This is a genomic window from Aquabacterium sp. NJ1 (assembly GCF_000768065.1).
In the GTDB taxonomy this organism is placed as follows: Bacteria; Pseudomonadota; Gammaproteobacteria; order Burkholderiales; family Burkholderiaceae_C; genus Aquabacterium.
The window spans coordinates 1-7,582 of sequence record NZ_JRKM01000007.1 but is presented as its reverse complement, the minus strand read 5'-3'; the positions used below and the strand labels follow the sequence as shown (position 1 = coordinate 7,582).

General features: G+C 56.1%; 5 protein-coding genes. 1 reads left to right on the top strand and 4 read right to left on the bottom strand.

The genetic code is table 11. The annotated features are described in order from the left end of the window. The first annotated feature begins 100 nt into the window (after positions 1-100). Complete coding sequence (locus JY96_RS21635; protein WP_035044326.1) at positions 101-1,057, top strand: IS30 family transposase; 957 nt, start codon at positions 101-103, stop codon at positions 1,055-1,057. Between the two features lie 191 nt (positions 1,058-1,248). Here the strand turns inward: JY96_RS21635 and JY96_RS21630 are convergent, their stop codons facing one another. From JY96_RS21630 to JY96_RS21615, 4 genes are all read right to left on the bottom strand, one after another. Then, complete coding sequence (locus JY96_RS21630; RefSeq protein ID WP_035044324.1) at positions 1,249-1,557, bottom strand: DUF805 domain-containing protein; 309 nt, start codon at positions 1,555-1,557, stop codon at positions 1,249-1,251. Between the two features lie 203 nt (positions 1,558-1,760). After that, positions 1,761-2,342 carry a hypothetical protein gene (locus JY96_RS23450; RefSeq protein ID WP_152606701.1) on the bottom strand — a complete coding sequence of 194 codons (582 nt, stop codon included), beginning with the start codon at positions 2,340-2,342 and terminating at the stop codon, positions 1,761-1,763. A 1,407-nt stretch (positions 2,343-3,749) separates the two neighbouring features. Beyond that, positions 3,750-4,346, bottom strand: a complete 597-nt coding sequence (locus JY96_RS21620) for a hypothetical protein (protein WP_035044320.1) — start codon at positions 4,344-4,346, stop codon at positions 3,750-3,752. 227 nt (positions 4,347-4,573) lie between these two features. Further along, positions 4,574-5,056 (bottom strand): hypothetical protein, encoded by a 483-nt coding sequence (locus JY96_RS21615; protein WP_235334073.1) that lies wholly within the window; start codon positions 5,054-5,056, stop codon positions 4,574-4,576. Positions 5,057-7,582 lie beyond the last annotated feature (2,526 nt).

The following is a 7,582-nucleotide window of genomic DNA, read 5'->3' as shown; positions in this document are numbered from 1 at the left end:
CGTGGATTCAAATAGTAAGTGCAACACCACAAGAAAAAGGTAGGCGAGTTGAAGGCAAAGTGATGGAGCCCCGTATTCCGGCAAGAAGGGGGGCGACACCATGACGCATTACAGACAACTCGCCCGAGAAGAAAGATACCTGATTTCCGCGTACTTGAAAGCGAACTGGAGTCTGCGCGCCATCGCGCAGGAGTTGGGGCGCTCAGCGAGCACGATATCGCGGGAGGTCAGCAGGAACGCCACGACGCATGATGGCGCGTACCGACCATGCAAGGCGGATCGGTATGCGCGAGCGCGGCGACGAAGAAGCAGGCGAGGGCCCAAGTTCAAGCCCGAACAGTACGCGCTGGTCAGGCGCTATCTGCGCAAGAAGTGGAGCCCCAAGCAGATCGTGGGCACGCTCAGGCCACAAGGCTTGCTGGACATGAGCCACGAAAGCATTTACCGCTACCTTTTGCGAGACAAGCAAGCCGGCGGTGGGTTGTGGAAGCACCTGAGGCTAAAGATGAAGCTCAGGCGCAAACGCTACGGAAAGCACGACTGGCGCGGGATCCTGAGGGGCAAGAAGCACATCACGGTGCGACCACCGGAAGTGGAGCTTCGCCAGGAAGTGGGGCACTGGGAGGGCGACACGGTTGTGGGCAAAGACCTGCGACACAGCATCTTGACTTTGGTGGAGCGCGCGACAGGGCTGACGGTGATCAGGAAGCTCGAAGCGCGCAACACGAAAGAGACCAACAAAGCCTTGAGGGCGGTGCTCAAGAAGTACGGAGCCAGGATGAAAACGATCACCTTTGACAACGGAACGGAGTTCCATGACTACGAAGAGATCGAGAAGGAGTTTGGCGTGGCCTGCTACTTCGCCACGCCATACCATTCATGGGAGCGCGGCACGAACGAGAACACCAATGGCCTGATTCGGCAGTACCTTCCAAAGGGCAGCTGCATGAAGAACGTGACGCAGGCAAAATGCGATTGGATTGCGCGGGAACTCAACACACGGCCGCGTGAACGTTATGGCTTTAAGACCCCGGAGGCGATGTATGGACGTCCGTAAGGGGTGTTGCACTTGTTATGTGAATTCAGGCTGGGGAGCGTAGGAGAGGGCGTTGAGGCCGCAAGAACCTGGCTGCTTGCATTGATGCTTGGCCTTTGCATGGCCGCTCCCCTTGATTTGATTTCCAGCGATCTTGCCCAATGCACATGGATCTGGGCAATATGGCCTCTACGCGCAGCCCGCCGAATCGATTAGTCGCCTGATTGCCCTTTTTGGGCAAGAAACACGACAAGCACAATGAATCCGAGGACAGGGACAAGAACAATCAATTGCCACCATCCGCTCCTGTGGGTGTCATGAAGACGCCGAGTTGCTGCAGCGATGGAGGGAAGCAAGGTTGCCAGCGTGAACAATAAGTTGAGTTTGTGATCAATCACGGAAGTCGCAATTCCCGCAATGACCAAAAACAAAAAGAACCACCAGTACTCGGATCGCGAGGCGGTTCCGGAAAATGTGGCGTACTTAGAAAAGCACGTCTTTATGGATTGTTCGAAGTTCATCTGTTCTCCCGATTTGTGAAGGCCTAGCGCATAACTATGCCGGTTGTTTGGTGTGGCCTAACGCCCAAGGTAAGCGGCGCCGCAAGGAGCGCAGCGACTGAAGGGTACCAACAAGGGCCAGGACAATGGCGAAGCCATGGCCCCTGTTGGCGTCCGCTTGAGCGCCCAGTTAGGCGACTTTGCCCGGGGGCATTGCGAGTGAGTTAAAAGGCGGCCTCGCATAGCTCCTCTGGCTTTTGTTTGGGCTTTTCATACTGCTTGCGCACGATTACTGCTTCTAGAAACGGCGCATACGCAAGTTGCTGTGCAATTGTGACGTTGTAGCCGCCAAAGTCGGTGGTGACATTGCCATAAGAGGTGACGTAGCAGGCTCGGCCGGTACCGTTGTTCACAGAGAGGACGGGTACCCGGTCGCCAACCATGAAAGCAGTAGCAAGCCCGCCTAGCGTGCCCATGAACGCACAGATGAGCAAGAGCAATATTGCAAATGACCCCAAAGGGTAGCCAATGAGTCTGGATTTCAAGCGATAGGCCGACAGGAGCAGTACAAGCGTTGCCCAAAGTGCTGAAATGATTGCGATTGCATTCGCTTTTGTATTGGGAGACGAAATGCCCAGCGCTGAGATTGCCAAAATCAATGTGACCATGGATGCAAGCGTCCAGTAGATCCAGCCCTGGCTTTCTTTGGGAAGCTTGGTGACGCTCCACGCGAGAGATGGGGCAGCGATTGGCGCTCCAAGTAGACCTATGAATACGACGGTGAAAACTCCAGATGTGGCGCTCATTGAGTTGCCTAACGCCCAAGGTAAGCGGCACCGGAGCACCGAAGGTGCGGAGGGCACCAACAAGGGCCAAGACAATGGCGAAGCCTTGGCCCTTGTTGGTGTCCGCTTGACCGCTCAGTTAGGCTGGTGAGCGTAGGCGAGGGCGTGGAGGTCACGAGAACCTGGCTGCGCTTATTGATGCTTGGCCTGTGCATGGCCGCTCCCTTGATTTGATTTCCAGAGATTTTGCCTGATGCTGGTGGGCCGTGGCAGCGCAGTTTCCCTGCGCTGAGCGCCGAAGGACGCGCGGCCCACTTGGCGATGGCATGCGGAGAGATGGCTTGGCACATGATCACCATTGCCTGCCGAAGGACGGGCAACCAATTGCCTATGGCGTGTGGCACTTTGGCGCGGCTGTTTGGCGAGCAGGCTGCCGTAGGACAGACAGCCAGATTGAGATTTCGCACTGCGCCACGTGGCGGAACTTGAGGGCAGTGAAGCGCCAAACCTGAAGACGCGAACAGATGCGAGAGCGGCAGAGAGAAAGGCCGTGGCATGCATCAGTGCTCTCGCGAGAAACATCGATGGCTATTGATTTTCACGTGGCACGGCATGAAGCAGCCTTGCCAAAATGCAGCCTCAAAAAGTGGGGCCTAACGCCCAAGGTAAGCGGCACCGGAGCACCGAAGGTGCGGAGGGCACCAACAAGGGCCAAGACAATGGCGAAGCCTTGGCCCTTGTTGGTGTCCGCTTGACCGCCCAGTTAGGCGGGTGCGCGTAGGAGAGGGCGTTGAGAACACGCCGAACTGTGCACTTGACTTGATGCTTGGCCATTGCATGACCACGCTCCCTTGATTTGATTTCCAGAGATTTTGCCTGATGCCGGTGGGGCGTGGCAGCCCGGTTGCCCTGCGCTGAGCGCCGAAGGACGCGCGGCCCACTTGGTGATGGCATGCGGAGAGATGGCGCGGCACATGATCACCATTGCCTGCCGAAGGACAGGCAACCAGTTGCCTATGGCGTGTGGCACTTTGGCGCGGCTGTGCGGTGAGCAGGCTGCCGTAGGACAGACAGCCAGATTGAGACTTCGCACTGCGCCACGTGGCGGAACTTGAGGGCAGTGAAGCGCCAAACCTGAAGATGCGAACAGATGCGAGAGCGGCAGAGAGAAAGGCCGTGGCATGCATCAGTGCTCTCGCGCGAAACATCGATGAATATTGATGTTCACGTGGCATGACATGAAGCAGCCTTGCCAAAATGCAGCCTCAAAAAGTGGGGCCTAACGCCCAAGGTAAGCGGCGCCGGAAGGAGCGCAGCGACTGAAGGGTACCAACAAGGGCCAGGACAATGGCGAAGCCATGGCCCTTGTTGGCGTCCGCTTGACCGCCCAGTTAGGCGCTTTTTGCGTAGCGCTAAAACCTTGCTGGCTCAATTCGAAACCCGGCGCACCTGCGCTTGATTGTGCAAGCGCATTAGTTCTTCTTGGTAGAGCTTGCCCATGGCTTGCTCCCACAGATGGGTTTGAATACGCTTCTTAGCTTCCTGCTCGTCCGTTCCCTTGTATTGCTCCTGATAGGTACGATAGAACGACTCTACGCTTTCCGATGATGGCTTTGCTTGCTCGGATAGATGCTTGGCGACGTACAGGGATAGGAGGGCATGAACGCTTGCAAGTTCGTTGAGTACCGTGCACGAAAAGTCGGAGTATTTTGAGCCCATCACTTCTTGAAGTTGAGTCAGTGCTTCTGACTGCTTTTGCTTGAAGTCTGCGCCCTGGTCAAGGTGCTCGGAAATGGCTGCTTGCTTGAAAAGCTCCTTTTCAATGGCCATTCCCTCCGAGTTGCCGTTGCGATAAAAGCCAGCTATGACGGAGATGAAATTTTGCCGAATCGGTTGGCCGTTGACGGTGAACACAACGGCTGAGGTTGGCTCTTGCCTGAATTTACACATAGGCCCGGCATGTGCCGCACTCATCAGCTGTGTGCCGAGCAGGGCAATGAGAAAGGTCGGTTTAGTTCGGATCATCTGTGTCCTGTGGGCGGGAAGCGCCTAACGCCCAAGTTAACCGGCGCCGGAGCACGAAGTGCGGAGGGTACCGACACAGGCCATGAGAATGCCGAAGGCATGGCCTGTGTTGGCGTCCGCGTTGAACGACCAGTTAGGCTGGGGCGCGTAGAGGAAGGTTGGGCTAGCTAGCATGGACTGAATTCGAATTGATGTTGCACTTGTTATTTGAAACAGTGCATTGCTCTTTAAAAGACACCGGCCTCTCCTTTAGTGAACGCGCTTTTCCATTGGCGATAGCCTGCGAGTTCCCATTCAGCGACAGGTGCTGACCCAATGTAGGTCTGCCCTGCAGCTGCGCCGGGTGCGCGGTTGGGTGCATGCCCAATTTGAACTTTCCAATGCCCGCTTGCTGCTGCGTGTCGAGCTTGCTCAAGCGTATCGAACTCTGACTCACCATAAGCTGCACTGACGATTAAAAGATAGTCCTCTTCTGGTACGACAAATTTCTTGCCCTGTATGTTGATCGATTCGCCAGCTTTTAAAACCACCTTGTCGATTTTGAGGATTTTGTTGACAGCGTACTTTCCATCGCTGCGTTTGCTAGCAAGAAGGTCCCCTTCTTTAAACGGGAACTGCTTGTAATCAGGGGGGAAGAAATTTCCAGCATTAGCAGCCATGGATTGCAGAGCCAGCAAGACTGGCAGTAGTAGTTTGAGCGCGTGTTTCATCGTGAGGCCTAACGCCCAAGGTAAGCGGCGCCGTAAGGAGCGCAGCGACTGAAGGGGACCAACAAGGGCCAGGACAATGGCGAAGCCATGGCCCTTGTTGGCGTCCGCTTGACCGACCAGTTAGGCTGGGGCGCGAAGTGGAAGGTTGAGGCAAAGCGCGAAGTCAAGTTTGGCATATTGGGGGCATTGACAGCTTACCGATCGGGTACTTGCCGGTTGCTACGAGTTTCACGCTTAGGGTCATGTGGCCAACATGCTCCGAGTTGTGTAACGGTGTAGCTCCTTCCTAGATCGCAATTGATTGTGATTGAAGCCAGAAACGGGCGTTCAAGAATGTGCAGAAAGGCGCGAGGTGTGTTCTGGTGCTCAAATTCAATGCTTAACGTAGCAGATTGCAGCCAGCGCTGGGAGATACCTCTACTCTCTAAAAGACGCAGAAGCATCTCCCTGTATTTGGCACTTACAGCTTCAATTAGCTTCTCACTGCGCGTTTGTTCACGAAATATTTCGAAGGTGAAGCCCTGTACTCCTTGGCTCTGCGCGAACCGATAAAGCAAACCTATCGCCCAGTAGCCATCGAAGTCGTTGTTTCGCGAAACGAACGCGCCAAGTACTCCGGCGGATATCGATTTCAGTTCAATGCGGCGAGTCACTCTTTAGCCTGGTACTTGCATTTATTGGACGATTAACGAGAGCCTAACGCCCAAGGTAAGCGGCACCGGAGCACCGAAGGTGCGCAGGGTAGCAACAAGGGCCAAGACAATGGCGAAGCCTTGGCCCTTGTTGGTGTCCGCTTGACCGCCCAGTTAGGCTGGGGCGCGTAGTAGAGGGCGTAGATAACAAGATGACCTTACCGAAGATGTGTTCGAGCCTTAGTTTGGATTTGGCGAACCTGGCTTGCGGCCTTCATTGAGTACGATCTGAAGGCACTCTCTTGCTCGGTCTGCTCCGCCCTCGACGATCGATTCATTCAAGAGAGGCCAGAGTACTTTGGCAAGTTCTATTGCTTGTGGCCAGGTAAGAACTTCTTGACCTGTGGCAGATGAAAGCATGGGGTTGCCCCAGGAGATCGAACATAAATCAGTTGCCCTAACAACAGGCAAGCGTAGGCTGGCTCGTTCCCCGTTTTTGAGATCGTAGATTAGGAAATAGGAGCCGCCGTCTCGCAGGACGTCGGCCATGAAGATTGAGCGAGGTGCGGCGCTGTGTATGGACGACATGAAAACACTCTGGATGCAGCTTAAGGATGGCCTAACGCCCAAGGTAAGCGGCACCGGAGCACCGCAGGTGCGGAGGGCACCAACAAGGGCCAAGACAATGGCGAAGCCTTGGCCCTTGTTGGTGTCCGCTTGACCGCCCAGTTAGGCTGGGGACAGATGCCAAGGCGGGCGAGAACAAGCAAGCCTTCTGTGCGTTGGTGATGATGCTTGGCCGTGGCATGGCCTTGCTCCCTTGATTTGATTTCCAGAGATTCTGCCTGATGCTTGATGGCTGGTGCCATGAGGTTTCTCCGCGCTGGCCGCCTCAGGACGGGCGGCCCACCAGGCGATGGTGCGTGGCACTTTGGCGCTGCTGATCGGGGGGCTGGCTGCCGAAGGACAGACGGCCAGATTGAGCCTGACCATCGCGCCTGGTTGCGAGCCGCATGGCAACTCAAGCTCCAAACATGAAGCATGGCTTCAACGCCAGAACGGCAAAGAAAGAGGCGATGGCATGAACCGGTGTTCTCGCGCGGTAGTGGCGATGACTATTGCTGTGTGGCGCTATGGCAGAGAAAGCAACCGAGGCCTGATGCGATGTTCCCGCATGTTGAGCGCTGCGGAGCACGTCATCGGCACGAGCTTCAACGGACAAGCTTGGAGGCATGGCCGAGTGCTTGTTAAGAGTGGCCTAACGCCAAAGTTAACGGGCGGCGCTGCGGAGCAGCGACGTCCCTGTTGAACGCCCAGTTAGGCTGGTGAGCGCAGGAGAGGGTGTTGAGAACACGACGACCCAACTGCGTGCATTGATGCTGGGCCTTTGCATGGCCGCTCCCTTGATTTGATTTTCAGAGATTTTGCCTGATGCTGGTGGGCCGTGGCAGTGCGGTTTCCCTGCGCTGAGCGCCGAAGGACGCGCGGCCAGCTGGGTGACGGCATGCGGAGAGATGGCGTGGCACATGATCACCATTGCCTGCCGAAGAACAGGCAACCAATTGCCGATGGCGTGTGGCACTTTGGCGCAGCTGACTGGCCAGCGGGCTGCCGTAGGACAGACAGCCAGATTGAGGCGTTGCCAAGCACCTCGTGGCCATGCTGGACGAACCTAAAGCGCCAAACTTGAAGCAGCGAGGAGATGCTTGGGCGACAGAGAGAAAGGCCGTGGCATGCATCAGTGCTCTCGCGCGAAACACCGATGGCTATTGATTTTCACGTGGCACGACATGAAGCAGCCTTGCCAAAATGCGGCCTCAAAAAGTGGGGCCTAACGCCCAAGGTAAGCGGCGCCGGAAGGAGCGCAGCGACTGAAGGGTACCAACAAGGGCCA

Bases quoted from the DNA above. Each gene is read 5' to 3' on its own strand.
- JY96_RS21615 (WP_235334073.1), bottom strand. From the start codon at position 5,056: ATGAAACACGCGCTCAAACTACTACTGCCAGTCTTGCTGGCTCTGCAA.
- JY96_RS23450 (WP_152606701.1), bottom strand. From the start codon at position 2,342: ATGAGCGCCACATCTGGAGTTTTCACCGTCGTATTCATAGGTCTACTT.
- JY96_RS21620 (WP_035044320.1), bottom strand. From the start codon at position 4,346: ATGATCCGAACTAAACCGACCTTTCTCATTGCCCTGCTCGGCACACAG.
- JY96_RS21635 (WP_035044326.1), top strand. From the start codon at position 101: ATGACGCATTACAGACAACTCGCCCGAGAAGAAAGATACCTGATTTCC.
- JY96_RS21630 (WP_035044324.1), bottom strand. From the start codon at position 1,557: ATGAACTTCGAACAATCCATAAAGACGTGCTTTTCTAAGTACGCCACA.